We start from the raw sequence: 25,288 nt of genomic DNA on the forward strand, positions 1-25,288 counted from the left end.
TCAAAAATAAATGGAAGAAAAAATTTACTTGCTGTTCTTGCCGATGTTGTATAGCCAGCCGAGGAGGCCAAGGAGGAAGACGACGCCTATGACATTGCCCACGAAGGTCGTCGTAACTGACGGCGCGACGTCTGCAACTATTAGTCCCGCGAAGATTATTCCCATGAGTGCCTCGCCGGCTATAAGCCCAGCAGCACCGAGGGTTCCCGCGTCAGTGACGCCCTCTTTCCTTTTAGTAGCCCTGTCAACTGCGTACCTTGCGATACCTCCGAGGAGTATTGGAACACCGAGTTCGAGCGGGAGGTATATGCCAACTGCAACTGGCATGACAGGGGTTCTGAATTTTGAGCCCATCTTTGCGAGTATCTCGTCGAGGATTATGAGAACAACCGCTATGCCTGCACCGATGAAGACCATATTCCATTCAAGGGTTCCCTCGAAAACACCCTGTGTAACCTTGGCCATGAGGAATGCCTGCGGGGCCGCGAGAGCGTTCTCTTTGGCCGTTGGGGTTCCTTCTATACCATAGGCCTGGATTAGAAGGTTGAGCACAGGGGCCATAACAAAGGCCGCCGCGAAGACACCAATGACCTCAAAGACCTGCTGCCTCTTGGGGGTCGCACCGACGAGGTAACCTGTGGCGAGATCCTGCATGGTGTCTCCCGCTATAGCGGCTGCTGTACACACTACCGCTGCCACGAGAATTGTAGCCACCATCCCCTCAGTGCCAGAGAGGCCGAGGGCCTTGAGGATGAGGGCCGTGAAGAGGAGGCTCATGATGGTGATTCCCGAGACGGGGTTGTTCGATGAACCAACGACACCCGCGAGGTAGCCGGCTATCGCGCTTCCGAAGAAGCCGAGGATGAGCATTATGACTGCCATTATTGCCGCAATCCCTATTGAGTCAAGGATGTGGGCATAGAGAAGGAACAGTGGAATCACGAAGGCCGCTATGAGCATCAGGACGTAGTTAAGCGGTAAGTCCTCCTCGGTTCTGGGAAGGGTTCCTCCGGCCTGTCTGTGCTTGGCCGCCTCAAGTCCAGCTCTGATGCCCCTCGATATTGGCCCCCTGAGCTTGATAAGGCTCCAGAGGCCGCCGACGACCATTGCACCGACACCCATGTACCTGATCTTGGTGCTCCAGATGGTCCAGGCGAGGTCTATGGCGCTCAGGCCATCGGGGTTACCCGTCTTGGCCGCGTAGATAGGAATGGCTATGAACCAGGCGATGGCACCGCCAAGGAAGACGAGGAAAGCTATGTTGAGGCCGACGATGTAGCCGACGCTTATAAGGGCAGCCGAGAGGTCGCTTCCGAAGTAGAAGACCCTCTTTCCAAAGAACTTGGCGCTCTCAAGCGTTCCTTTCCAGACGCCTATGCTTCCCAGGAGCTTGTAGACTGCACCAAAGAGACCACCCAAGAAGATAGGCTTTGCGTGGCTTCCGCCTTTGTCTCCCGCGATAAGGACTTCAGCACACGCAGTACCCTCAGGATAGGGGAGCTTCTCCTCTACTATGAATGCCCTCCTAAGAACTACAGTGAAGAGGGCACCAAGGGAACCGCCGAGGGCCGCTATTATGGTAACTATGTAGTATGGGAAGGTCGTGTAATATTCGAGCACCACGAGGGCCGGGAACGTGAAGATGACTCCAGCCGCGAGGGACTCACCGGCGGAAGCCGCCGTCTGTACCATGTTGTTCTCGAGGATGTTCCTGTCTTTGAAGGCAAAGAGTATTGCCATCGATATAACAGCCGCAGGGATGCTGGCGCTGACTGTCATACCGGCGTACATTCCGAGGTAGGCGTTTGCCGCACCCATTACAATCGAGAGCACAACGCCGAGCACAAACGCCTTAACGGTGTACTCCGGCAGGGATTTTTCAGGGGGTATGTAAGGTTTGAACTCCACTTTTATTCACCTCCCGAAATTTGAAAAGCATAAATATCTCCGTGTTTTGGGTTGAAAAACGTTTCGTAAACTGAGCTACCATAATGCTTGCACTACTCGTTATGGACATTTGCAACAAGATGCTACAACAACATATCCGCCCAATACTACTCAGAATAAATATAACAGCATGTTGATCTAACAATTCATGAATCAGCATTTTCATACATAGATGCCCACTTTTTCCAGCGATACTCCTCGGCCAATGCCCTTATATACGGTGGAAGGTGATATTCCTACGTCCGCAAAGGGAATGGAGGTGAGTCAGTGATCGAGATAACATTCCTCGGGAGCGGCGGCGGGAGGTTCATAACTATAACGCAGTTCCGCTCCACGGGGGGTTTCCACATAAGGGCCAGCAGGAACATCTACGTTGACCCCGGGCCAGGGGCTCTGGTTAGGAGCTGGCGCTACAAGCTCGACCCAAGGAAGCTCGATGCAGTCTTCGTCTCCCACAGGCACGTCGACCACTGCAACGACCTCGAGGTCATGGTTGAAGCTATGACTGGCGGGGCTCTCAAGAAGAGGGGGACACTGATAGCGTCCAAAAGCGTCGTCTACGGCGACGAAGAGCACACGCCTGCGATAAGTCAGTATCATATCAACGTCCTGGAAAGCGTTCACATACCGGAACCGGGGAGCAAAATCTCTATAGGGGACGAGGAACTAATAATAACCCCCTCAAAGCACTCTGACCCCACCACAATTGGATTTAGGATGAAAACTGCCTACGGCGACATCTCGTACATACCCGATACGGCCTACTTCGATGAGCTCGTCAGATGGCACGACGGGGCGAGAGTTTTGATTGCAGCCATAACCCGGCCGAGGGACATGGGCATTCCGTACCACCTCAGCACTGACGATGCCGTAGAGATGCTCAAGAGCATGGAGAGAAAACCAGAAGTCCTGATAATGAGCCACATAGGAATGAAGATGCACTTCGCCAACCCCTACAAGGAGGCCAAGTACATCGAAAACATCACCGGAGTCAAAACTTACGTAGCGAAGGAAGGATTCAAAGTAATGATAAACAAGAAGGAGATAGCCGTGAGGACTCTCAGGCCCGCGAGGTTCGTTTGAGCTTTTCAACTTCTTCTTTTACTATCGTGTAAGCCATCTCGAAGAGCTCGTCCCTCCTTTTTTCGGTCGGCCCTTCGACGACGACCCTTATCTTCGGCTCGGTTCCGCTCGGCCTGACGAGAACCCACGAGCGGTCTCTGAGATTGAAGCGGTAACCAGAAATAGTGAGAACTTCTCCGATCTCTTCTCCAAGTTTCTCCTTAAGCTTCTTGGCAGAGTTTTCGACAACTTTTTCCTTCAGCTCGTCTGGGCAGGCAACGTTGGCCTTTCTGATGTAGTAAGTCGGAATGTTTTCGGCCACTATCTTAGAAAGCGGGCCTTCCTCGTCTATTATTTTGAGCAGGAGACCCATCGTCACAAAGCTGTCAATCCAAGGGCCAAATTTCGGGTGAACCAGTTTCCAGGGCTCGCCGGCAAAGATTGCTTTATAGCGTTTTATCCCGTCGTGGGGCTGGCCGAGGGGGACGCGAACGACTTTTCCGCCCGCTTTTTCGACGACCTCGTCTATCCGGGAACCGGTGTTTATCGACGTAACGACAGTTCCACCGCCGTGCTCTTCCACATACAGCTTGGCGAATAGCGCTATTACAGTATCCTCGTCAATATAGTTTCCATTCTCGTCGAAAACCGCTATCCTGTCAGCGTCGCCGTCCTGGGCTATGGCCAGATCAACACCGAGTTCCCTTACTAGTTTTCCGAGATATGCTATGTTTTCGTACCTTGGTTCGGGCTTCCTGCCCGGGAAGTGGCCATCAACGTGGGCGTTAATGCTGAAAACCGTCGCGCCCATCTCCCTGAGCAGGTAGGGAGCAACCAAACTTCCAACCCCGTTTGCACCGTCGTAAAGAACCTTAAGGCTTGTTTCGTGATTAACGAAGTCGAGAACTGCACCGATGTAATCTGTAATGACGTCCAAACTCCTAAGAGATTTTATTTCGTTCCACTCTGCCTTTCTAAAGTTTCCGGAAAAGATTATCTCCTCGAGCTCCCTCTCCTGCTCCACGTAGAACTCCGTTCCGTCCCCGTTGAAGACCTTTATTCCGTTGTCGGTCGGCGGGTTGTGGCTTGCCGTAATCATGACCCCAGCGTCACCGTGCTCCCTCGTCGCCCATGCCAGGGCAGGGGTTGGAATGAGGTCTGCATCGAGAACTTCCATTCCGCTTGCGAGAAGGCCGGAAATGAGCGCGCTCTTCAGCATGACGCTTGAGGTTCTGCCGTCTCTGGCAACAACAGCTCTTCCGGTTTTGTACGTTCCGATGGCCATTCCAACTTTAAGCGCCAGTTCAGGGGCAACTTTCTTCCAAAGCATCCCTCTAATGCCAGCGGTTCCAAAGAGCCTCATACCACCACCGGGAACAAATTGAGAATAGCTTAAATATTTTTTACGTAGATAGCGAGACCCCTAAAATTCACAAGCTTCATACCCTTGGGCATGGTATCACCGCTCAGGGGCAGGATAAAGACGGGAACCCCCAGAACGTTGCCCAGATCCAGAATCGCACCCACTATCTCAGGGGTAGGTCTCACAGAGTAGACGGCCTTTGCCCCTTTGTAAAGCCCGAGTTCGGGATTAAAGACATCGTCTCTAAAGGCATTTATTCCAGCCTTCCTAGCGGCCTCAACCGATTTCTCGTTCCAGTCCACCGCCAGAACGTCGAAGCCGAGCTCCTTCAACCTAAGGGCAACCTTAAACTGGAAACCTATTCCAATCTCGACTACCTTTCCGCCGGGAACCCTGGAGGCGATGAAATCTGCAAAGTCTTTGAGGGGCATGGGATAAAAATTGAGAAAGAGCTTAAAAAAGTTTCAGAAGACGGCCTTTCCAGTGGCCTTATCAAAGACGTGGGCTTTTCTCATATCAAAGACCACATCCACTTCCTGGCCTTCCTGAACCCTTGACTCCGCTGGGAATTTGCCTACAAAGGTCACGTCCTCAACTCTCAGGTGAACTATCTTTTCTCCACCGAGGTTCTCGATTATGTCCACCATAGCCCTGGCCATGTTCTCCCCCGGTATCTTCACCTGGGCAAACAGGGCATCGTATATGTCCTCCGGTCTGATGCCAAAGATTACGTCCTTTCCAACGTAGTTCTTCTCCTCAAGGACTTCAAACTGATCCGGAAGGAACTTCAGGCGGAACTCGCCGAAGTCTGCGAACCCGTCTTCTGTGACGGTTGCATCCATAAAATTCATAGGCGGCGAACCAATGAACCCTGCCACGAATGTGTTTGCGGGTTTGTCATAGACTTCCTCCGGCGTTCCGACCTGCTGGAGTTCCCCAGCGTTTATGACCGCTATCCTGTCGCCCATCGTCATTGCCTCGACCTGATCGTGGGTAACGTAGATGGTTGTAACCCCAAGCTGCCTCTGAAGTTTCTTAAGCTCGGCACGCATTTTCACCCTGAGCTTTGCGTCAAGGTTACTGAGAGGCTCATCCATCAGGAATACCCTCGGTTTCCGAACTATGGCCCTTCCAAGTGCAACCCTCTGTCTCTGACCACCGCTCAGCTCTCTCGGCTTCCTGTTTAGAAGTTCAGTCAAGCCGAGCATCTCGGCAACTTCTCTAACGCGCCTGTCGATTTCATCCTTGGGAACTTTCCTGAGTTTCAGGGGAAAAGCGATGTTGTCATAAACCGTCATGTGTGGATAGAGAGCGTAGCTCTGGAAAACCATCGCGATGTCCCTGTCCTTGGGAGGAACGAAGACCCCTTTTTCAGGATCCGCAACAAGGGTATCTCCTATATAGATCTGACCCTTTGTGGGCTCCTCAAGGCCAGCTATCATTCTCAGGGTTGTTGTTTTACCGCAACCGCTCGGCCCGAGGAGTATCATGAACTCCCCATCCTTTATGTGGAGGTTCATGTTCTTGACCGCGGTAAAGTCACCAAACTGCTTCCACACGTTAATGAGCCTCACTTCAGCCATACCCATCACCTCAAAAATTTGAAAGGGGAGTCAGCGCCTCCTTCTGAGGAGGAGCGGCACTACCACGAGGGCAATTAAAGCCGCCGGACCGCAGATTCCACTCTTGCCCTTGGTCGTAGTAGTCGTCGTGGTGGTAGTCGTTGAAGTGGTGGATGTCTGGGTTGGGGCTCCTCCACCCTGCTCTCCGCCGGTTCCCTTGACTAAGGGTATCATGAGCACGGTAGCGAGCCTGCCGTTCTTGGTATCGTAGCTCTTGAGCTGCTCCTCTTGAGTCGGCTTGAAGTCGGGTGGAACGAGCTCATCAACAACCCTTGGAGCAACTCCAGCGATTACCGCATCTGGATCAGCGCCACCGAGCTTCCACTGCTCAGCCTCAACCGCCACGGGCCTCCACTTGTCTGGTCCATACCCATCCTGAGAACCAACGAGAACTGCTGCATAAAGCCCGTAGTCGTTTACCTCGGGCAAATATTTCTTCGGAAGCTTAACCACTATCGCGTTCCTCGTCGGGTCTGCACTGATCTGCATCTCTCCCTGTATCGCCGTTCCGTTCGGAAGCACTATCAGGTTGCCGTAGTCCCATCCCGCTATTCTCAGGGCGATGTCCCACGGATGAGTTGGATCTAGGTTAACGTTGCTTCCCGGCCCGTCTGGGAACATCTTTATGGCACTCGTGTTCCCTCCGTCCTTGAAGTCGAGGTAGACCTCGATTATCTGGAGGCTGAAACCGTTCGGACCATTCCACGGGTTGCCCCCGAGATCCTTGAAGTAGAACTCCAGCGTCCAAGCGTCATCGCCTTCGGCCATCTTGAACTTGAGCAGGTCGAGGTGACCTGGGACGAAGACCTGGTCGGTCGGATAGGTGTAGGTTCCCGGCCCGTGGTCATCTCCCTCCGGGTCTTTAACCACTATGCCCTGCTTGAGGAGTGGTATTGCCCTGACCGTCGCGAGCTTGCCGTTCTTGGTGTCGTAGCTCTTGAGCTGTTCCTCCTGAGTCGGCTTAAAGCCCGGAGGAACGAGCTCATCAACGACCCTTGGGGCAACACCAGCGATTACCGCATCTGGATCAGCGCCACCGAGCTTCCACTGCTCTGCCTCAACCGCCACGGGCCTCCACTTGTCAGGCCCGTAACCGTCTTGGCTTCCCGTGAGGACGTCTCCCCAGAGGCCGTAGTCCTCGTTTATCTGGATGTACTTCTTGGGAACTTTGACGACTATCGCGTTCCTCGTCGGGTCAGCGCTGATCTGCATTTCCCCCTGAATAACGGTCCCGTTGGCGAGGATTATCAGGTTGCCATAGTCCCAACCGGCAATTCTAAACGCCACGTCCCATGGGTGCTCTGGGTCGAGGTTAACGTTGCTTCCCGGCCCGTCTGGGAACATCTTTATGGCACTCGTGTTCCCTCCGTCCTTGAAGTCGAGGTAGACCTCGATTATCTGGAGGCTGAAACCGTTCGGACCATTCCACGGGTTGCCCCCGAGATCCTTGAAGTAGAACTCCATCACGTAGCTGTCCGTCTGCTCGAGGAGCCTGAAGCGCAGGAGGTCGAAGACGCCGGGCTTGAAGACGGCGTCAGTCGGGTAGGTGTAGGTTCCCGGCCCGTGGTCATCGCCTTCCGGATCCTCCATGTCGGCCAGAACAACGCCCTTGACCTGTGTGGGCAGTTTGAGCTCAACCGGTGTGCTTATGACCTCAAGCTTCCCGTCCTTCACTGTGGAGACTGCGAAGTAGAAGTCGCTCGGGTTGGCGAGGTACTTGAACGGCAGAACTACCTCAACACCTCCTTCGACCTTCTTAGCTTCGAGGTCCCCTAGCTTCTCGCTGTTCTCGTAGTCGGTGGCGTTGTAGATTTCCGCCTTTCCGTCCCTGTAAACCATGTGCTTGGTTATCAGCAGGCCAACACTGTCGGCAGAGAACGGGAAGAGGGAGTACCTCAGCTCGCTCGGCCTCTCTTGGAGCAGTGTGAAGGTGTTACCCATCCTCCTGTCCTTCTCCCAGATGCTGACCTCGAACTCATCTAGGCTACCCTTCACGACGAAGTGAATTCCATCGTCATCGAAGTAGACGTCAACTCCCTCCGCTACCGGAGAAAGGCTCGAATAACTCTTCGTTTCGCCCTTCTTCAGACCATCAAGGGCCCTGGTGGTGTAGGGCTCGCCGTCGGGGAAGTAGTTTCCGTAGAGGTAACTCGGCGGCTTAACTCCCGCGAGCCTGTACATCTCGTAGAGGTAAGTCTTGAAGTAACGGTCAAAGCTGTAGTCCTGTCCGCTGTCCTGGTCGCTTCCGTACCACCAGAACCAGTCACTGGCCTCCGCGCGGAGTAGATACTCGTAAGCCTTCTCCCACTCCTCGGAACTCATCTTGGCCTTGTTCTCCATGAGGGTCTTTCTCGCGAGGTACAGCCAGTACCAGCCGTAGTTCTCCTGGGGCTCGCCTATCCATGTCGAGAGCGTGCCGTCTATCCAGCTCGACTCTGGCCACTGCATCTCCTCCTTAACGCCGACCATGTCGTAGAGCTCCCCGAGGCTCTGGGCCTTGAGGAGGGCCTCTACCTTGTCCCCGGTGAGGTCAAGCCTCTCCATCATCTTGGGGGTGAGCTTGTTGGCCTTCTCCCCGTAGAGCTTGATGTACTCGCTCGGCGTAACCGTCCTTATCAGGCCGGCCTTCTGGAGCTCCTCAAGCTTCTTGTAGAGCTCGTTAAGGAATAACCTGCCGTCGTAGGGGTAGTGCTCCCACGGGTTCTCGCCGTCGAGGGTAACGACGTAAACGAGCGATCCATCGTAGTTCTCCTTCTGTATCTTAAGGAGCTCGTTGACGAAGTCCTCCACCGCTTGGTACTGGTTCATTCCAGCGTAGGTAAAGCCAACGCGGTCGCTCAGCGCGTGATCGCGCGGGAAGAGGTATATCTTCTTTCCATTGAACTCGGCAACCCAGGGCTTGTAGTAGTTCTCGGTGGTCTTCTCGACGCCGAGCCTGTCAAGAACGAGCTGGTCGGTCATCACCCACGTCCAGCCGTTTTCAGCCAGTATCTCGAGGGTCTTGTCGTTGAGAGCTGACTCGGCTGCCCAGCCGCCAACCGGGGTAACACTGCCACCTCCGAGGTACTCCCCGTAAAGCTCGTGGGCCTTTTTCACGTGCTCGTTGAAGTCGCTCTCCCATCCGAAGTCGTTGAGTATCGGCCCTATCGGGTGGGCGTAGGGGACGACGGTAACCTCAACGTTGCCGTTGCCGAGGAGGTAGTTTATCTTCTCGTGCTCCTCGAAGGTGTGGTTAAGGAGCCACATCTGGGCGTCGAGGACGGTCTTGACGTCGTCCCTGGTGTAGCCGCCCTTGTCAACCTTGTCGTAGAGGGCCTTGAGCTTCGGGTTGTCCATTATGTAGCCATAATCCGTCCAGGCAAGGTTGAAAAGGACGGCCAAATCAATGTAGTCCTGCTCGGTGAACTCCTTGGTAACTGCCACCTTCTGCTCTTCGAGAGGCAGGTTGGCGTACTTGGCCTTCGCCTGGAGCATCTTGTCTTTCAGCTCGGTGTACCTGTCCCAGAAGTCCCTTATCGGGTTGCCGTTTGGATCGGTTATCGGCTCCCCGTTCCAGGGTATCGTGTGGTCGAAGAACCCTCCTGGGGCCTGGAGCATGAACCACTTTTCGTCAATGGTTAGAGGCTCACCGTTGGCTATCTTCTCAGTTATTATCTGGTAGGTGTCCTTCTTTCCGTTCATGTAGTCTGCCAGCTGGGCTATGAGAGAACCAGAGAGGTCTATTGTCACGTGGACGTCCGGATATTTGCTCAGGTAGTGGGCCATCTTCCAGTAGTTGTTTGCGGCGTGGAGTCTGACCCATGGCCTCGTGTAGATGTCCTGAACCGGATCGTAGTAGTAGGGCTGATGCTGGTGCCACACGATTATGACGTTGAGTGGCTTTGGCTCGGCCGCCCCAGCGGTTTTCAGGTTCGCTCCTGCGATGCTTCCAACCACCAAAAAAGCAAGGAAAAGGGCAAATATTTTCCTCATGCTATCACCTCACTCCTTCAGGCCTCCAACCGTGAGACCGCTCCTTATGTAGTTCTGGGCAAGCATGAACATCACAAAGACCGGCAGGGCGAAGAGCAGAGCAGCCGCCGCGAAGTAGCTCCAGTCGATTCCCCTGCCTATGCCGCCCAGGAGAAGGTATATCCAGACCGAAAGCGGCTGGTTGTCCTGAGTTAATAGCAGGCTTGCAAGGAGGAACTCTGTCCATCCCCCTATGAAGGCGAATATTGCAACCGTTGCTATTCCCGGCAGGGCCATAGGTAAGAGGACGTACCTGATTATCTGGAGATAGCTGGCACCGTCCACCAAAGCCGCCTCGTCAAAGTCGGGGCTGATTGAGTCGATGTAACCCTTGAGTAGCCACGTGTTGAAAGGAACGCTTCCGGCCGCGTATATGAAGGAAAGCACCGGCAGTTTGTCGTAGAGGCCGAGCTTGACGACCATACCGTAGAGGGCTATAAGACCTGCTATTCCAAGACCTCCAGATACCTGCGTGAACATGAGGTAGAAGTACAGCACGTGCTCTCTTCCGAAGAACTTCATGCGCGAGAAAGCGTAGGCCGCCGGGACGACGAAGATCAGCGTCAGTATCACCGTCAGGGTCGCCAGGATAAGGCTGTTCTTGAGGTAGCCGAAGAACTTCGAGTTCACAAACTTGCCGAGGTACGTGAAATGCACGGTGCCGCTGTTCTTGGCAACGATGTACTTCTCCATAGGGCCGGAGACGGCTGTCCCCTCAAGACTTCCCTTGGTGAGGGTGACATTCCTTAGTATGCCGAATCCTATTGTTCCATCCGGGTTCATCCGCGTCAGGACGAAGAGTCCCTTAACTTCTCCCTTCAGCCATCCTTGAGTGTTCGATTTCGCAGAGACGTCGAATATCAGGTTCTTAACCGGAATTTCAAACGTTATACCAGTGAAAGGCCCGTACTTGACCTTTCCGCTGATTGTTCCCTCCGTCAGGTAGAGCTTGCCGTCCTGAATGCTGGCACTTCCCTCTATCGTCCCGATGAAGTCCTCGCTGAGCTTGCCGCCAGAGAAGCCAAAGAGCACCGCCCTGTAGGAGTCGAGACTGACGTTTCTCGGTATCAGGTGGAACTCAGTCGTCGCGAGGGTTGAACCCGGGCTTATCGAGACTGTGAAGATGTAGTAAACTGGGAAGAGGATGATGAACATCACCAGTATTGCCACAAGGGTCAGCGTGAAGCTCTTGAGAATCTCACTCTTCCGGCGCCCCATCATCCCTTAGCACCCTCCTGCAGTTTGGTTATCCTGACGTTGACGTACATGTAAACGGCCAGTATCAGCGTGGCGATTATCATAACCGCCGAGGCCCTTCCGTAGTGCGGGTTGGCACCGAAGGCTTTTCTGAATCCGTAGAGCAGCAGGAACTTGTTCTCGAAGAGACCGGCGTTGTAGATGTAGGGCACCATGAAGTACTGGAAGCTTGCAGCACTTGTCAGTATCGTTGCAAAGGCTATGGGCTTGCTGACTATTGGGATAACAACCTTAGTAAGCCTCTGCCAGTAGTTTGCCCCGTCTATGATGGCCGCCTCGACGAGAGTGTCCGGAACGGACTGGAGCGCCGCCGTTATGACGGTCATCATGAACGGATATGCCAGCCAAACCTCGATCATATTTAGGGCTACAAAACCCCAGAGGTCATTGGCCGTCCAGTTAGGAGGGTTGCTAACTCCTATTGATTTTAAGATAACATTAATCGGACCAAAAACAGGATCGAACATGAACTTCCATACTGTGACCGAGAAGAGGAGCGGCAGCGCCCAGGGTATTATCAAGAGCGAGCGGTAAACTGTCTTTCCCTTGACGTACTTGCTGTTGTAGAGCAGACTCAGGAAGATCCCCGCGAGCACCTTCAGAGTAACGCTTGTGGCAACGAATATCCACGTCCACATGAACGCTTCTCTGAATCCATCATCGCCAAGTATCCACCGGAAGTTCTCAAGACCGACGAACCTTAGTGGTCCAGCCTTACTTCCTGGGTTGTATATCGGAAAGTTCCCGAGCTGGGCGTTGGTGAAGGCAAGATAGATCGAGTAGATTATCGGCCACAGGTTGAAGAACAGGAATGCGACTATCCCTGGAAGTATGAGAAGCAAGGCAATCATAGTCGTTTTCTTCATTTTAAATCCCTCCAAAAAGGTATGAGAAAAAGGAAAGTGGTTTCAGCCATTCATATTCTCGAGTATCTGCTGCTGGTACTTCTTGAGTATGGCCGGTATGTCGGCGTTGGCCGGATCCTTCAGGATTTCTGTAATAGCCTTGTCAACACCATTCCAGACGGCATCCATCTTCGAGCTCTTCGGCATGAGGGAGGCATGCTGGACAGCCTGTCCAAAGCCGTAGATGACCGGGTCAGACTGGATCTCCGGATCGTCGAGAACCGGCTTGAGAACCGGGATGTATCCGAGCTTGAGTGAGAGCTCCTTGATGGCGTCCGGGCTGGTGGTGAACCACTTGACGAACTTCCAGGCGGCCTCCTTGTTCTTTATGCCCGCGGCGAAGTAGATGTTCTTGACACCGCCGTAAGGCCTCGGCCAGTACTCCTTGCCGTCCTTGGTGATCGGCGGGAGCGGAACAACGCTGAAGTCAATGCCAGCCTTCTTAACGTCACTGATGCTCCAGGGGCCGTTTACCATCATTGGAGCGCGGCCCTCGAGGAAGATGCTCTGCTGGGTGTTGTAGTCTCCAGTTGGAGCCATGTACGGCCATATCTCCTTGAAGAAGAACTGGAAGCCCTCAATGGTCTCGGGCTTGTCAAGACCGGGCTGCTCGCTCTTATCGTCGAAGTAGTAGCCTCCAAAGGCCTGGGCTATGCCTGAGATGAAGTAAGCGTTGATCGGCCAGGCGATTCCGTACTTCTCGTTGTCAGGGTCGTAGTACTTCTCCATGATGGCCTTCATCTCGTCGAAGGTCTTGGGCGGCTCGCTGACCATCTTCTTGTTGTAAATGACCGCAACGGTTTCAGCCGCGAAGGGCATGGCATAGTAGTGCCCCTTGTACTGGATGGCGTCGACTGCCATTGGAGCGAAGTCCTTGAGGATGTCGTCGGTGACGTACTCGTCAATCGGTTCAAGCATTCCAGCGTCGGCGAACTTTCCAATCCAGTCGTGGGCCCATATGAAGAGGTCCGGACCCTTTCCAGTGGGAATGGCGGCCTTGAGGGCGCTCTCAAGGTCAGGCTTCTGCTCAAAGGTTATGGTAACGTCCGGGCACATGGCCATGTACTCTTCGGCGAGGCTCTGGAAGACTTCGAGCTCGTTCGGCTGCATGGCGTGCCAGATGACCACGTTTCCACTGCCGCACTCAACTTCTGGGGTTGGAGTCTCGCTCTGCGTGGTAGTTGTTGTGGTTGTCTTGCTCAGACTGGAGGTTGTGGTCTTGCTAGGGCTGGAACTTGAGGTTGTAGTTCCACCCTCACCGCCCCCGATACAGCCACTGGCCACTACACCAAGAACAAGAATTCCCAACAGGACAAGGCTTAACAGGCTTTTCCTCATGGGCATCACCTTTCAAACTCTGCACTCTAGTATCATCATGAGTGATATATATATCTTGCGCTTCCGTGTTCAAGTTTGGTCTGGTGCTCCTTACACTACCTCGACGATACTTTTGTACACCAGAAGGGCCGATGTAGGTGGTACTCTGGGAAGGCTTTTCCCCCTGTAACTCAGTTTTATATCCTCCCCTGAGCAGTTTATAACGACAAAAACTTCCTCATTGTCCAGAACTCGTTTGTAAGCGAACCATCTATTCCCGGTGACCACAACCCTTAAATCTCCAAGGGCGAGGGGAGCGAGGGAACGCCTGAGGTTTATGAGCTTCCTGACTTTTTGGAGTGTCTCTTCGTCCCACAGCTCTTCTTTCCAGGGCATCAGCGTTCTCCCAGAGCTCATGCCCTCTCCAGAGCCCTTTAGACCGATTTCATCACCATAGAAAAGTGCAGGGATTCCCTTGTAGGTCATCAGAAATGCAAGGGCGCAGAGGTACCTTTTTCCGTCCCCGTTGACAAGGTCTATGAAGCGCTCGGTGTCGTGGTTGTCGAGGAAGTTGTAGGTGAAGTACTCCGCTGGACCATAGTAAGCGCTCAAAAGGTTCAGCTCGTTCAGAAACTCCTCTGCGTTGATCTCTTCAAACTCAAAAAACCTCAGAATTGCATCGTAGAGGCGGTAGTTCATAACCCCGTGAAAGACATCGAAGAGCCAGAGTCTTCCGTCGTCCATGACCTCACCAAAGAGATAAGCTTCCTCTGGAAGCCGCTTCCTGACCTCGCGCCAGAGGTCTGGCGGAACGCCGTGTGCAACGTCCAGGCGCCAGCCGTCGGCACCCCTCTCAAGCCAGAACTGCATAACGTCTGCTATGAAATCCACAACCTCGAGGTTGTCGTGGTTTAGCCTCGGCATCAACCAGACCGAGAAAAAGCTTTCGTAGTTCCAATTCAAACTTTTCAGCGCTCTGTACTTCTCAACCCATGGCATATCTGAGTCAAGGACATCGAGGAACTCCTTTGGGACCACTGGAAAACCCGTTATCCGGTAAAAGTTCTTATACTCGCTCTTCTCTCCCTTTTTAACAACGTCTTGGAAGTATGGGTGGAAAAAGCTCGTGTGGTGGAAAACGCCGTCAAGGACGAGCTTTATGCCCCTCCCCTTGAGAGCTTTCACGAGCTCCTCGAAAGCCTCATCCCCTCCGAGTCTCTTGGCCACGTGGTAGTAGTCGGTGATATCATAGCCGTGGTAGGTCATGGACTCGAATACGGGCGTCAGGTAGAGAGCATTGACCCCTAAGTCCCCCAGGTGGTCTATGTGCTCAACAATCCCCTTCAAGTCGCCTCCATAGAAGAATTCACCTTTCAACGGCAGCGTCTTCTCCTGAATTCCAACCGCGAACCTGTCGGGCATTATCTGGTAGAAGACGCTCTTCAGTGGCCAGAGAGGGGCGTTGAGTTTCCGTGGAACGGCTTTAAAGGGGCCGAGTTTTTTCAAGCTTCCGGATGCTATTTCGACCAGGAAGGAGTACTCCAACTCCACCGGTTCTTTCCACAGAACCGCTTCATAGTACTCAAAAAGCTCGTCCTCAGCTTTTTTCCACATCTCGATTTCCTCTCCGTTAACAGTTAGTATCACTGACCTGACAACGCCACGTTTTCCACTCAATATGAAATGAGTCCTTCCTGCAAAGTGGTAGAAGTAGAGCAGGGCTGGAGAGTGGTAGATATCCTCGTCACCAGCTACCTCCGCCACACTTACTTTCCTCTCGAACTTGTACGCAGGACGGCGGTAGTTCTCCGTTCTTGGGTTCTCCAGGTCGAGCTCGAACCTCCCCCCAAGGGAAAAAGCGTACCTCCAGAGCCCCTCCGGAAGGAGAACCCTCACTGTCCAGCGGTTTCCGCTCCTCTTCATCCTAAATGAGCCCTCGTTAAAGGCATTGAAGTTTCCCAAAAGGTAGGCGTACTTCTCGTTACCCGCGGAAATCGAGAACTCTACCTCGGCAAGTCTCCCAAAATACGGATCCTTAACGAATCCGAAAACCTTATACACTCAAATCACCCTGTATCACTGTTGATGAATAAACTGATACCAGTGAACTTAAATGTCTTTGGGGGTTGAGTCATGAGGGAAGACGAGATAATTGAAAAGCTCCAGAGGCTGGGCTTAACCAAATACGAAAGTTTAGCTTACATAACACTCCTCAAGCTTGGGCCGAGCAAAGCGACTGACGTTACCAAAGAAAGCGGGATTCCCCATACCAGGGTTTACGACGTTTTAAGCTCACTTCACAGGAAGGGCTTCGTCGACGTCATGCAAGGGACACCAAGACTTTACAAACCGGTCAATCCTGAAGTTGTACTTGAGAAGATAAAGGAAGACCTCATTGAAGACATTGAGGTCCTGAAGAGAGCTTTTCTCGATCTCTATCGGGAGGCACACGGTGAAGAGTTGCCGGAGATATGGACGATTCAGGGTTTTGAGAACACAGTTGAGAGGGCAGAGCACATAATCAGAACAGCGAAGTATGAAGTTCTCATAAACACGCCCTTTGAGTTCCTGAAGCTTCTCCAAAGCGAAATTAAAAACAGAAAGGACGTGATCTTTGTTATCATAAGCAACTTCGGGGAAGAAATACCCGAATGGCTCAGGCAGGACAACATCATACTGGCAAAAAGCGGTGGGGCACCATGGCTGATGGCAAGCTGGATAATCGGCGACGTCAACTACGCTCTCTTCTTCGGTGCCCTGCCAAGGGACAGGAGAAGGGAGAAGTTCTACTCATTCTGGGCCAAGAGCCCGAGGATAATCCAGAACTACATGCACTGGTTCTACACCATCTACTTCGACAACAGCGAGGTCATAAAACCCCTAAACTATAACGGTCTCTCAAAGCCCCTCTCACTTGTAAACATAAGAACGCTGATAACGGTTCTCAAGTTTGCGGGTCTGCCAAGAAAAGCAGAAATAGTGGGAAGGTACATCGACACCAAAGAACCCGTGAACCTTGAAGGTAAAATCGTCGACTATGAATACACTCCCCTAACAGCCAACATAACCTTCAGGTACAACGGCAGCGAGCTCAAGGTTGGCGGAATAGGAAGCTACTTTGAAGATGTTGAGGGGGAGAAGTTCATACTGCTGGATTGAGATCTTTTTATTACATTTAAAACGCACCTACCCGATCAAGTCTCATAGGAGGACAAAAGCAACATCTCACTTCTTTTTGGCACCCATACATTGTACGAGAAGTAAATTAAAATGGACACCTTCCAGGATTGAGCTTTGATAGCTTCGTTGACACCATAGATGACAATCCACGAGAAGTATCCAACAACCGCAATCTATATATACTTTCAGTATACACACATTTCGAGGTGCTCCAAATGAAAGCACTGTCGAAGAGTGCCGTGTTGAGTGTGCTTTTGGTAGGTTTGGTTGTTTTTTCTGTTGTGGCCAGCGGGTGCATAGGCGGTGACGAGACAACCTCAGACACCACCAAACTCAGTGGGAAGATCGTGTTCGCCGTAGGAGGCGCCCCAAACGAGATTGAATACTGGAAAGGAGTAATAGCCGCCTTTGAGAAGAAGTACCCCGGTGTCACGGTGGAACTCAAAAGGCAGGCCACGGACACCGATCAGAGGAGGCTTGACCTCGTAAACTCCCTAAGAGCAAAGTCAAGCGATCCCGACGTCTTCTTGATGGACGTTGCGTGGCTCGGACAGTTCATAGCATCCGGCTGGCTTGAACCACTCGACTCATACGTCCAGAAGGATAACTACGACCTGAGCGTCTTCTTCCAGAGTGTTATAAACCTGGCCGACAAGCAGAACGGCAAGCTCTGGGCACTTCCCGTTTACGTTGACGCTGGTCTGTTATACTACAGGACGGATCTTCTCCAGAAGTACGGCTACAGCAACCCACCCGAGACCTGGGACCAGCTCGTTCAGATGGCCCAGAAGATCCAAGAAGGAGAAAGAGCCAGCAACCCCAACTTCTGGGGCTTTGTGTGGCAGGGCAAACAGTACGAGGGCCTCGTCTGTGACTTCGTCGAGTACGTCTACAGCAACGGCGGCGAGCTCGGGCACTTCGAGAACGGGAAGTGGGTTCCGACCTTGAACAAGCCCGAAAATGTCCAGGCCCTCCAGTTCATGGTTGATCTCATTCACAAGTATAAAATCTCACCACCCAGCACATACACCGAGATGACCGAGGAGCCCGTCAGGCTCACCTTCCAGCAGGGCAACGCAGCCTTTGAGAGGAACTGGCCCTACGCATGGGGCCTCCACAACGCCAACGACTCGCCTGTGAAAGGCAAGGTTGGAATCGCCCCGCTCCCGCACTTCCCAGGACACAAGAGCGCCGCGACCCTCGGTGGCTGGCACATTGGAATAAACAAGTACTCCGACAACAAAGAACTTGCCTGGGCCTTCGTCAAGTTCGTCGAGAGCTACGAACAGCAGAAGGGCTTCGCCATAAACCTCGGCTGGAACCCGGGAAGAACCGACGTCTACAACGACCCGGACGTTCTTAAAGCGGCCCCTCACCTAAAAGACCTCCGGAATGTGTTTGAGAACGCGGTACCGAGGCCGATAGTTCCGTACTACCCACAGCTCAGCCAGATAATCCAGAAGTACGTGAACGCCGCACTGGCCGGCACCATGAGCCCACAGGATGCGCTGAACCAAGCCCAGAAAGAGGCAGAAAACCTGGTACAGCAGTACAGCTGATCCTTTTCTTTTATTTCTTTTCATTACTTTGAACTTTCAATGCGTAACGGGTGGTGCCAATGGGCAAAATGGAATACAGGGAGGAAAAGCTGGCTTACGGGATGCTCTTCCCAATGCTCGCGTTCGTCATCCTGTTCATAGTCATTCCAGTAATCGGTACCTTCTGGATAAGCCTTCATCGGGACGTAACGTTCATACCAGGCTTTAAGTTCGTTGGGGTGAGGAATTATATTCTCGTGCTTAAGAAGCCGGAGTTCTGGCACTCTCTTATGGTCACCGTCGCGTTCTCGCTTGTAAGCGTTACTCTGGAAACGATGCTAGGGCTCATCTTCGCCCTTATCCTGAACGAGGAGATAAAGGGCAGGGGGCTCCTGAGGGCGATTGTACTCATCCCCTGGGCCGTGCCCACCATAATCTCTGCCAGGACGTGGGAGCTAATGTACAACTACAGCTACGGCCTCTTCAACTGGATCTTCTCACAAGTTGGCCTAGGAGCCATCAACTGGTTCGGAACGCCAATAAGCGCCTTCTTCGCGGTTGTTTTTGCAGACGTATGGAAAACGACGCCCTTTATGACCCTGCTTCTCCTAGCTGGTCTTCAGGCCATCCCAAAGGACACCTACGAGGCGGCAATCATAGACGGCGCCTCAATGTTCCAGAGGTTCTGGCACATAACCATTCCCCTCCTAAAGCCGGTTCTCATAGTCGCAGTGACACTCAGAACAATAGATGCACTCAGAGTCTTCGACATAATCTACGTTCTCACCGGCGGCGGGCCGGGAGGAGCCACTACCTCAATATCTCTCCTAGCATTCAACTACTACAACCTCGGTGACTACGGTGTGGGGTCGGCAATCTCAATCATCACGTTCCTAACCGTTCTCAGCTTCACGGTAGTCTACCTGAAAATCGGCCGCTTCCAGGAGGGGTTGAAATGAACGAAAAAGGGCTAAAGAGGATCATGATCATTATAGGGACCACCCTGATGGTGTTAATCTGCCTCTTCCCGTTCGTGTGGATGGTAGTGATCTCCTTCACGAAGGACGCCACCTTTCTGGGCTCCTCGTACGTACACTTCCAGTTCACGATTAACAACTACAGGACGGTTCTAAGCGATCCCACGCTCCACTTCCTCGACTACTTTAAAAATAGCGTGATAATAGCGACCCTCGTCACGGTGGTTACCGTAACAATCTCCGCGCTCGGAGCCTACGCTGTCTCACGGATAAACTTCAGGGGGAGAATGGCAGTTCCAATATTCGTGTTAGGCCTTTCGATGTTCCCCCAGATAAGCCTCGTCGGTTACCTCTTCAAGTTCATTGAGAGGCTCGGCTGGATAAACACGTACAAGGCCCTGTTCTTCCCGTACGTGGCGTGGACAATGCCCCTGGCCCTCTGGATACTCCTGAGTTACTTCACCCAGCTTCCCAAGGATCTGGACGAGGCGGCCCTTATAGACGGGGCCTCAAGAATACAGGCACTGTACAAAGTCATTATACCCCTCTCCGCGCCGGCCTTATTCTCAACGGCCCTGCTGGTGTTCATAGCTGCCTTCAACGAATTCATGTTTGCCCTACTCTTTACGACGGACTACCGTGCCAGAACAGTCCCCGTTGGCATAGCCCTCTTCCAGGGCGTCCACGGTGAGGTACCCTGGGGGAACATAATGGCGGCCTCGGCCATCTCCACAATTCCGCTCGTGATACTGGCACTGATATTCCAGAAGTATATAGTAAGCGGACTGACCGCTGGAGCATTGAAAGGAGAGTGAGGTGAGAACATGTTTGAGGTTAAGAAGTTTGGAGGAGAAGGAAAGAAACTCCAAGACTACGCCAAAATAACGGGAGAGGAAGCCCTAGAAAGAATCCGGGAAAAAGCTGAGCTGCTTGAAGGAAGGAGCCTGGCCCACGTTAACTCGACCTCCTTTGGCGGGGGAGTGGCGGAGATACTCCACAACCTAGTCCCCCTGATGAGGGATGTCGGCCTCGACGCAAGGTGGCTCGTTATCGAGGGACCGGATGAGTTCTTCAACGTAACCAAAAGCTTTCACAACGCCCTCCAGGGTAACAAGGAACTAAGACTCACGGAAGACATGAAGAACCTTTACCTCAAGACCAATGAAGAAAACGCCAAGGACTTCGATTTGAGCTCTTTCGACTATGTTGTGATTCACGACCCACAGCCTGCGGCCCTGATAGACTTTTACGAAAAGAGGCAGCCCTGGATCTGGAGATGCCACATAGACCTGAGCGACCCCAACGAGGAGTTTTGGAACTTTCTGAGAGAGTTCGTTATTAAATACGACAGGTACATCTTCCATATGGAGGACTACGTCAGAAACGACCTCAAAAGGGAGAACGTCGTTATAATGCCCCCCTCCATAGACCCGCTGAGTGAGAAGAACATGGAACTCGAGGAAAAAGAGGTACTGAAGATCCTGGAGAGGTTCGACGTCGACCCGGACAGGCCAATACTCACCCAGGTAGCCAGGTTCGATCCATGGAAGGGGGTCTTCGATGCCATAGATGTGTATAGGAAGGTGAAAGAGAAAGTCCCGGACGTCCAGCTGCTCCTGGTTGGAGTCATGGCTCACGACGACCCAGAGGGGTGGGTCTATTTCGAGAAGACACTGAGGAAAATAGGAGAGGACTACGACGTCAAGGTGCTCACCAATTTGAACGGAGTGCACGCAAGGGAAGTGAACGCATTCCAGAGGGCCAGCGACGTGATTCTTCAAATGTCCATAAGGGAGGGCTTTGGCCTAACTGTTACGGAGGCAATGTGGAAAGGAAGGCCCGTTATAGGAAGATCTGTCGGGGGGATTAAACTCCAGATAGTGGACGGGAAAACGGGTTTCCTTGTGAAAAGCGTTGAAGAAGCTGCTGAAAAAGCGCTCTACCTCCTAAGGCACCCAGATGTGGCGAATGAGATGGGGGCAAATGGCAGGGAGCGGGTCAGGGAGAACTTCATCATAACAAGACATCTTGAGAGGTACCTCGACCTCCTAAACTCTTTTTAAACCCTTTACTTTATAGCCGGTGATGACGATGGAGGTACCTCCACAACTCGCACAGGCCCTGAACGGGATAGGCTTCACAAAATACGAGACCCTGACCTACTGGACGCTCCTGGTTTACGGCCCCAGCACAGCCAGGGAGATCTCCTCCAAGAGCGGGGTGCCCTACAACAGGGTTTACGACACCATATCCTCCCTGAAGAGAAGAGGATTCGTTACCGAGGTTGAAGGGAAGCCCAAAGTGTACGTCGCTTACTCCCCCAGGATAGCTTTTCTGAGGTTCAAAAGGGAGCTGGATGAGATAATGGCCCAGTTTGAAGAGGCCCTAAAGGATGTAAAACGCGAGGAGGAAAGGCCCGCCATATGGAGGAGCCGAGACTTCGAAGAGGCCCTTGAAATGTTCAGGGAGTCCCTCTCCTCAGCCGAGAACGAGGTTATAGTTGTAATTCCAAGCGAGTTCTTTGATCCCATTAAGGAAGATCTCATAGGAACGTTTGAAAGGGGGGTGACTGTCTCCATATACACCGATGAAACTCCCGATGTCTCCGAGTTCAAAGGCCACGGAAACCTTTTCCTCAGGAGATTCTACAAGCTCAACCACATAGTGGGTATGGTTGATGGAAGGGAAGTGATAACCGTCCAAAACGTGGCGTTCAACCCCCGCAACCCGCCGGCATTCAAGTCCACGTACCCGGAGATAATCTTCTCCCAATACAGCCTTATAATAGAAATTTTCAAGGAATCAAAGCTGGAAAAGGAGGTTCTCAAAAATCCCAGCGACCTAAGATTCTTCGCCATGTTCCACGCGGCGGATCTGGTTAAAAGACACTTGAAGGACAGCCAGATAAACGCGGTGATCTGGGGGAAGAACGTCAAAACAGGAAAGGAGGAAATCCTCCAGGGAATGGTCGTTGGATACACGCTCTCCCTCAAGGAAGCCATAAACAACATCCATGTGGAGACTGAGAGGGGTGTTGTAAAAGTCGGAGGAATGTTCGCAGTAGTCGAGGACTACGCGAGCACGGATATACGGCTCGGACTTGTTCCTTTGCAGTGATGAGGATTAAAAAGGGAAAACTGGGGTGATACTGATGAAAATCCTAATACTGGGGTTTGAGTACCTTCCCGTAAAGGTCGGTGGACTAGCTGAAGCCATAACGAGCATAGCGGAGGGCCTTGCCAGTTTGGGCCATGAAGTCGTCGTCTTCACGCCAGACCACGGGAAGAGCCTCGGAGAGCCCGTGAAGAAGTTCAAAGTTATCGCCTTCGGGGAAGAGGTTGAGATCGAGGTAAGAAAGCGTGTGCAGAACGGCGTGACCGTTTACTCCCTCGCCGGCGGTCTCCTAGGCGAACCCGACGTCTACGGCCCAGGCTGGGATGGACTGCTGAAAAAAACCGTTCTCTTTGGGAAGGCCAGCGCCGGACTGATGAACAGCCTTATTGGGGAGTTCAAGCCCGATGTAGTCCATGCCCACGACTGGCACACCGTTTTTGCGTTCGGCCTTCTGAAGAAGTACTTCGGGATAAGGAGCGTCTTCACGATCCACAGGCTCAACAAAGCAAAGGTTCCAGCGGGATACTTCCACGAAGCAAACTTCGGTGAGCTTGCCCCCTATCCCGAGATAGATCCGGAGCACACCGCCGCTTACATAGCGGACGTGGTAACTACCGTCAGCAGGAGCTACCTCTGGGAGGAGTGGGACTTCTTCAGGCACTTTGAGGGCAAGGTAACCCACGTCTTCAACGGCATAGACTGCTCCTTCTGGAACGAAGAGCTTCTCGAAAATGTGAATCTGTCAAGGGAAGAGCGCAGAAGGCTAATCTTAGAGCGCTTTGGCCTCTCAGATGGCAAAGCATTCATGTTCATAGGCCGCTTTGACAGGGCTCAGAAGGGCGTAGACACGCTCCTCAGGGCCATAGAGGTGCTCTCTAGTGACCCTGCCTTCAAAGATATGCGTTTCCTCATAATCGGCAAGGGCGACCCAGAGCTTGAGAAGTGGGCGAAAGAAGTTGAGAACCGCTTCCCCGAGAACGTCAGGGTAATCACCGAGCTCCTCCCAAGAGAGACCGTGAGGGAGCTCTACGGTTCCGTTGATTTTGTCGTTATACCATCATACTTTGAGCCCTTCGGTCTGGTTCAGCTGGAGGCGATGTGCCTGGGGGCTATCCCGATAGGCAGCGCCGTCGGGGGGATAAAGGACACTATCATAGACCTCAACGAGAATCCTGAAAATGCCACTGGAATACTCGTGCCACCCAGAGACGCCTTCGCGCTGGCCAAGGCGATGATAAGGGCAAAGAACCTCGATGAAGAAACGCTCAACCGCCTTAGGGAGAACGGGAAAAAGCGCGCAAGGAAGGACTTCACATGGCCGAATGCCTGCGAGAGGTACGTTAAGGCCTACCTCAACGAGATCGACAGGGCAATGTCATTCCTGCGCTAACGCCACCCGTACTCAGCCAAAAACTTCCTTTTCAATCTTTTTATCGTCCCCGAAACGCCGAGCGTTCTGAATATTGCCCGCGAACCGTTTACTCGAGTAACCAGCGTTAGAGCGAAGCGGAGCTCTTCCACGTGCTTCCTGTCCACTCTGACTATCCCGGTCTGGCTTTTCTCGTCGAACTTTATGAACCAAGGCTTAGCCTTAGCGGAGCCGAGGACACCGAGTGTTGAAAGGCTCGCCTCCCATATCGCTCTCTTTATCTCGTCCTTCGTGAATGCCCTCTCGCCGATGACCCGGAAGGCTATGTAGCGGTGCTTGTCCCTCAACGTCGGCGGCAGGTACTTCGGCTTCTCCCTCATCTTCACACCTTCACGGATTTGGCCACCAACCTTTTTAAGCCATGTCCTAAGGTGGGTTAGCGAGGTGAGGACTTTGGTCTGGGAGACGCCTTACTTTTCATACGCCGTGAGAGATCTTCCTAAGGGCTGTCAGCTCTGCGTTAGGGGCGAGAAGCTCGTCCTCTTCACCACCGGTGTCTGTCCAAGGGACTGCTTTTACTGCCCTCTCAGCCCGTGGAGGAGGGGGGACGTAGTTTACGCCAACGAGAGACCGGTTAAGAGCGCTGAAGACGTTATCGAGGAGGCCCTCCTGCAGGAGGCAAAGGGGGCAGGTGTTACAGGAGGAGACCCGCTCGCGAGGCTTGACCGAACTGTGGAATACATAAAACTCCTGAAGGAGAACTTTGGCGAGGACTTCCACGTCCACCTCTACACCACCGGCGCGCTGGCAACAAAGAAGAACCTCGAAAAGCTCTACGATGCCGGTTTAGACGAGATACGCTTCCACCCTGACCTGTTCAACCCCAACTCAAAGCTCTTCAAGGTTGAGATAGAGAACATAAAGAACTCCTTCGACTTCGACTGGGACGTTGGGGGCGAGATTCCCTCAATTCCGGGGCAGTTCGAGAGGATGAAGTGGTACGCCGAGTTTCTCGATAAGCTCGGTGCTAAGTTCCTCAACGTGAACGAGCTTGAGTTCAGCGAGATGACTCTCAAGACCCTCCTCGACATGGGTTACCAGCCGGTAAGCGACGAGAGTGCAGCCATAAAGGGCTCCCTTGAGACCGGCCTAAAGCTCCTTGAATGGGGCGAGGAAAACACCTCCCTGAGCTACCACCTCTGCACGGCAAGGCTGAAAGACGCCGTCCAGCTCAGGAACAGGCTGAAGAGAATGGCAAGGAAGGTTGTTAAACCTTACATGGAGATAACCGAAGAGGGGACGCTCCGCTTTGGAATAGCTGAATACGATGACCTCGACGAGCTCTACAGCTTCCTCGTGGAAGAGGCAGAGGTTCCGCCCGAGTGGCTCTACATCAACCGAGAGAAGGGCCGGATAGAGATGCCAGAGGAAGTTGCGGTTGAGCTGGCAGAGGCAATTGAAGGCGATGTTAGGTTCTTCATCGTGGAAGAGTACCCGACGTGGGACAGGCTGGAGGTAGAGAGGGTTCCGCTTCCCTGATCTTGCTTTCTAAAGTTGCCACTCCAGAGGTGTAAGTAACTTACTGAGGCATATACTTTGTGAGGGTTCCGAAAAAGTTATTTACCC

The 25,288-nt window shown here is 52.8% G+C and carries 19 protein-coding genes; 9 read left to right on the forward strand and 10 right to left on the reverse strand.

The window, feature by feature from the left end:
* Window positions 1-24: 24 nt before the first annotated feature.
* Entirely contained in the window at window positions 25-1,908 is a 1,884-nt protein-coding gene (locus A3K92_RS06265) for an OPT family oligopeptide transporter (protein WP_088885448.1), read from the reverse strand.
* 306 nt (window positions 1,909-2,214) lie between these two features.
* Between A3K92_RS06265 and A3K92_RS06270 the strand changes: the two genes are divergently transcribed.
* Window positions 2,215-3,030 carry an MBL fold metallo-hydrolase gene (locus A3K92_RS06270; RefSeq protein ID WP_088885449.1) on the forward strand — a complete coding sequence of 272 codons (816 nt, stop codon included), beginning with the start codon at window positions 2,215-2,217 and terminating at the stop codon, window positions 3,028-3,030.
* Here A3K92_RS06270 and glmM read toward each other — a convergent pair.
* From glmM to A3K92_RS06310, 8 genes are all read right to left on the reverse strand, one after another.
* Complete coding sequence (gene glmM, locus A3K92_RS06275) at window positions 3,008-4,372, reverse strand: phosphoglucosamine mutase (protein WP_088885450.1); 1,365 nt, start codon at window positions 4,370-4,372, stop codon at window positions 3,008-3,010. The two genes, A3K92_RS06270 and glmM, sit on opposite strands and share 23 nt — an antisense overlap.
* 29 nt (window positions 4,373-4,401) lie before the next feature.
* Window positions 4,402-4,803 (reverse strand): UPF0146 family protein, encoded by a 402-nt coding sequence (locus A3K92_RS06280; RefSeq protein ID WP_088885451.1) that lies wholly within the window; start codon window positions 4,801-4,803, stop codon window positions 4,402-4,404.
* A 33-nt stretch (window positions 4,804-4,836) separates the two neighbouring features.
* On the reverse strand, window positions 4,837-5,955 hold the full coding sequence (locus A3K92_RS06285; RefSeq protein WP_088885452.1) for an ABC transporter ATP-binding protein: 1,119 nt from the start codon (window positions 5,953-5,955) through the stop codon (window positions 4,837-4,839).
* A gap of 30 nt (window positions 5,956-5,985) precedes the next feature.
* On the reverse strand, window positions 5,986-9,966 hold the full coding sequence (locus A3K92_RS06290) for a glucodextranase DOMON-like domain-containing protein (protein ID WP_088885453.1): 3,981 nt from the start codon (window positions 9,964-9,966) through the stop codon (window positions 5,986-5,988).
* Window positions 9,967-9,975: 9 nt separating this feature from the next.
* Window positions 9,976-11,226: an ABC transporter permease subunit gene (locus tag A3K92_RS06295; protein WP_088885454.1), complete on the reverse strand. Its 1,251-nt coding sequence runs from the start codon at window positions 11,224-11,226 to the stop codon at window positions 9,976-9,978.
* The gene (locus tag A3K92_RS06300; RefSeq protein ID WP_088885455.1) at window positions 11,223-12,128 is read right to left on the reverse strand and encodes a carbohydrate ABC transporter permease; all 906 of its coding nucleotides are present in this window, start codon (window positions 12,126-12,128) and stop codon (window positions 11,223-11,225) included. Before A3K92_RS06300 ends, A3K92_RS06295 begins: the two co-directional genes overlap by 4 nt.
* A 42-nt stretch (window positions 12,129-12,170) precedes the next feature.
* Entirely contained in the window at window positions 12,171-13,505 is a 1,335-nt protein-coding gene (locus A3K92_RS06305) for an extracellular solute-binding protein (RefSeq protein WP_088885456.1), read from the reverse strand.
* 90 nt (window positions 13,506-13,595) lie between these two features.
* Window positions 13,596-15,545, reverse strand: coding sequence for an alpha amylase N-terminal ig-like domain-containing protein (locus tag A3K92_RS06310; protein ID WP_088885457.1), 1,950 nt, complete (start codon window positions 15,543-15,545; stop codon window positions 13,596-13,598).
* 72 nt (window positions 15,546-15,617) lie between these two features.
* Here A3K92_RS06310 and trmBL1 point away from each other — a divergent pair, with 72 nt between their 5' ends.
* The 7 genes from trmBL1 to A3K92_RS06345 all read left to right on the forward strand — a co-directional run bounded on the left by trmBL1 (window position 15,618) and on the right by A3K92_RS06345 (window position 23,683).
* Window positions 15,618-16,643, forward strand: coding sequence for an HTH-type sugar sensing transcriptional regulator TrmBL1 (trmBL1, locus tag A3K92_RS06315; RefSeq protein WP_088885458.1), 1,026 nt, complete (start codon window positions 15,618-15,620; stop codon window positions 16,641-16,643).
* A gap of 236 nt (window positions 16,644-16,879) precedes the next feature.
* Entirely contained in the window at window positions 16,880-18,223 is a 1,344-nt protein-coding gene (locus A3K92_RS06320) for an ABC transporter substrate-binding protein (RefSeq protein ID WP_088885459.1), read from the forward strand.
* Between the two features lie 59 nt (window positions 18,224-18,282).
* The gene (locus A3K92_RS06325; protein WP_088885460.1) at window positions 18,283-19,161 is read left to right on the forward strand and encodes a carbohydrate ABC transporter permease; all 879 of its coding nucleotides are present in this window, start codon (window positions 18,283-18,285) and stop codon (window positions 19,159-19,161) included.
* Window positions 19,158-19,994: a trehalose/maltose ABC transporter permease MalG gene (gene malG, locus A3K92_RS06330; protein WP_088885461.1), complete on the forward strand. Its 837-nt coding sequence runs from the start codon at window positions 19,158-19,160 to the stop codon at window positions 19,992-19,994. Before A3K92_RS06325 ends, malG begins: the two co-directional genes overlap by 4 nt.
* 9 nt (window positions 19,995-20,003) lie before the next feature.
* A complete protein-coding gene (gene treT, locus A3K92_RS06335; RefSeq protein ID WP_088885462.1) occupies window positions 20,004-21,242 on the forward strand; it encodes a trehalose synthase in 1,239 nt (412 codons plus the stop codon).
* A 22-nt stretch (window positions 21,243-21,264) separates the two neighbouring features.
* Window positions 21,265-22,296: an HTH-type sugar-sensing transcriptional regulator TrmB gene (gene trmB / locus A3K92_RS06340; protein WP_232460841.1), complete on the forward strand. Its 1,032-nt coding sequence runs from the start codon at window positions 21,265-21,267 to the stop codon at window positions 22,294-22,296.
* A 34-nt stretch (window positions 22,297-22,330) separates the two neighbouring features.
* Window positions 22,331-23,683 carry a glycogen/starch synthase gene (locus A3K92_RS06345; RefSeq protein ID WP_088885464.1) on the forward strand — a complete coding sequence of 451 codons (1,353 nt, stop codon included), beginning with the start codon at window positions 22,331-22,333 and terminating at the stop codon, window positions 23,681-23,683.
* On the opposite strand, the gene A3K92_RS06350 is transcribed toward A3K92_RS06345, so the two are convergent.
* Window positions 23,680-24,042, reverse strand: a complete 363-nt coding sequence (locus A3K92_RS06350) for a ribonuclease P protein component 2 (protein ID WP_088885465.1) — start codon at window positions 24,040-24,042, stop codon at window positions 23,680-23,682. The two genes, A3K92_RS06345 and A3K92_RS06350, sit on opposite strands and share 4 nt — an antisense overlap.
* A 73-nt stretch (window positions 24,043-24,115) precedes the next feature.
* On the opposite strand from A3K92_RS06350, the gene A3K92_RS06355 reads away from it, so the two are divergent.
* A complete protein-coding gene (locus A3K92_RS06355; RefSeq protein WP_088885466.1) occupies window positions 24,116-25,201 on the forward strand; it encodes a radical SAM protein in 1,086 nt (361 codons plus the stop codon).
* Window positions 25,202-25,288: the final 87 nt, after the last annotated feature.

Source organism: Thermococcus gorgonarius, assembly GCF_002214385.1.
Classification (GTDB): Archaea; Methanobacteriota_B; Thermococci; order Thermococcales; family Thermococcaceae; genus Thermococcus; species Thermococcus gorgonarius.